Annotated in this window: 2 protein-coding genes; both read right to left on the reverse strand. The window is 50.1% G+C overall.

The annotated features are described in order from the left end of the window. A partial coding sequence (locus tag GO755_RS40630) for a hypothetical protein (protein ID WP_157591166.1) occupies positions 1-616 on the reverse strand: 616 nt, incomplete at its 3' end. Positions 617-1,021: 405 nt separating this feature from the next. Continuing rightward, the coding region (locus tag GO755_RS41205) for a hypothetical protein (RefSeq protein WP_198175094.1) at positions 1,022-1,207 on the reverse strand (186 nt) is incomplete at its 5' end.

The raw sequence follows: 1,207 nt of genomic DNA on the forward strand, positions 1-1,207 counted from the left end.
GCTCGTTGATCTTTTTGGTTGAGAGGTCATACGCGCCCGGCATGGCGTCGAGCGTCTTCTTGAGATCAGCGGTTTGCTGCTTGAGGTGGTTCAAGGAGCCCTCAGCCGCATCGATCGCTGATTTACCGACCTGTAACGATTTGCTCTGCGCGTCGATCGCGCGCGTGACGGTCTTCATCTCAGCCGTGAGCGCCCGCTGTTGCTTTTGGTAATCCTTCGATTGATCGTCGAGGGTCTGATAGCGTTGAACCAGGATGCTAAGTCGAGCCGTCAGGTCCGAAACAACCTTGCCGTTGAGTTGCTGAGCCTCATTCAGGATCGACAGGGATTGGCGGGCAACGGTGACGCGCTGACCGACCTGACTGATTTTCTGAATGTAGTCAGTGATTTTTTGGTCAGCTCCCTCGCGAGTCACACTGCCCAGGCTCTTGATGCCTTCGCGCAGGGGTGCCAGGTCTTTTTGAGCGGCATCGAGCGAGGCTCGGATGCGATTCACGGAAGCGACCGTACTTTGAGACCAATCTGTGGTTAGCCCCTCCAGATTGGTCATTAACTCGGCGATGCGCTTAAAGTAGCCATCAAAGCCGAAGACATCATTATCGGTAAGTAAAGCCATAGCCGTACATCAAGTAAAATTGATGCAATTCGGCCCTGCGTGTGCTTGTGTCGGTATAAATGTACAAAGATTAGGGGGAAAGCCAGTCTCATACCGGCTTGCTTTAGCCGCTGATCCGGTGAAAATTTAAGTTTTTTCTAATCGAATGTTAAGGCCCTTCTAAGTTCATGGTTCGACCTTTGTTTCCTCAGTGATGAGTTCCTGTCGAATAGGTTTTATCGAAAAAGACAGCGGCCTCCGCGCTCTTTTTTTTAAGTTGGAAACCACCTGAATCAGGTGAGAAAGTCAATTGCCACTTGTCAAAGACAGGTGGCAATTTTGTTTGAGGATAACGACTTGCCCGTCTTATCAAGCATAGGCCCGAGTTTATAGCTCAGGCCTGTTTGAATGCAATACTTACTTAGTTCACACATTCAAAAAGGGATCGGTAAGGATTTTGGTCAACGCTTCTCTCAGAATGGGTTTAAGGACTATCCCCAGTTGGAGCTGCTCGTTAAACTCGGCCTCCGAAAAGCCCATTGCCTTGGCATACCGCGTAGTCATACCGGGCAAAGCCTCTTCGAGCCGAACCATGTCAGCCTGATTGGTAAT

The sequence above is a fragment of the Spirosoma arboris genome, from assembly GCF_009754945.1.
Taxonomy (GTDB): domain Bacteria; phylum Bacteroidota; class Bacteroidia; order Cytophagales; family Spirosomataceae; genus Spirosoma; species Spirosoma arboris.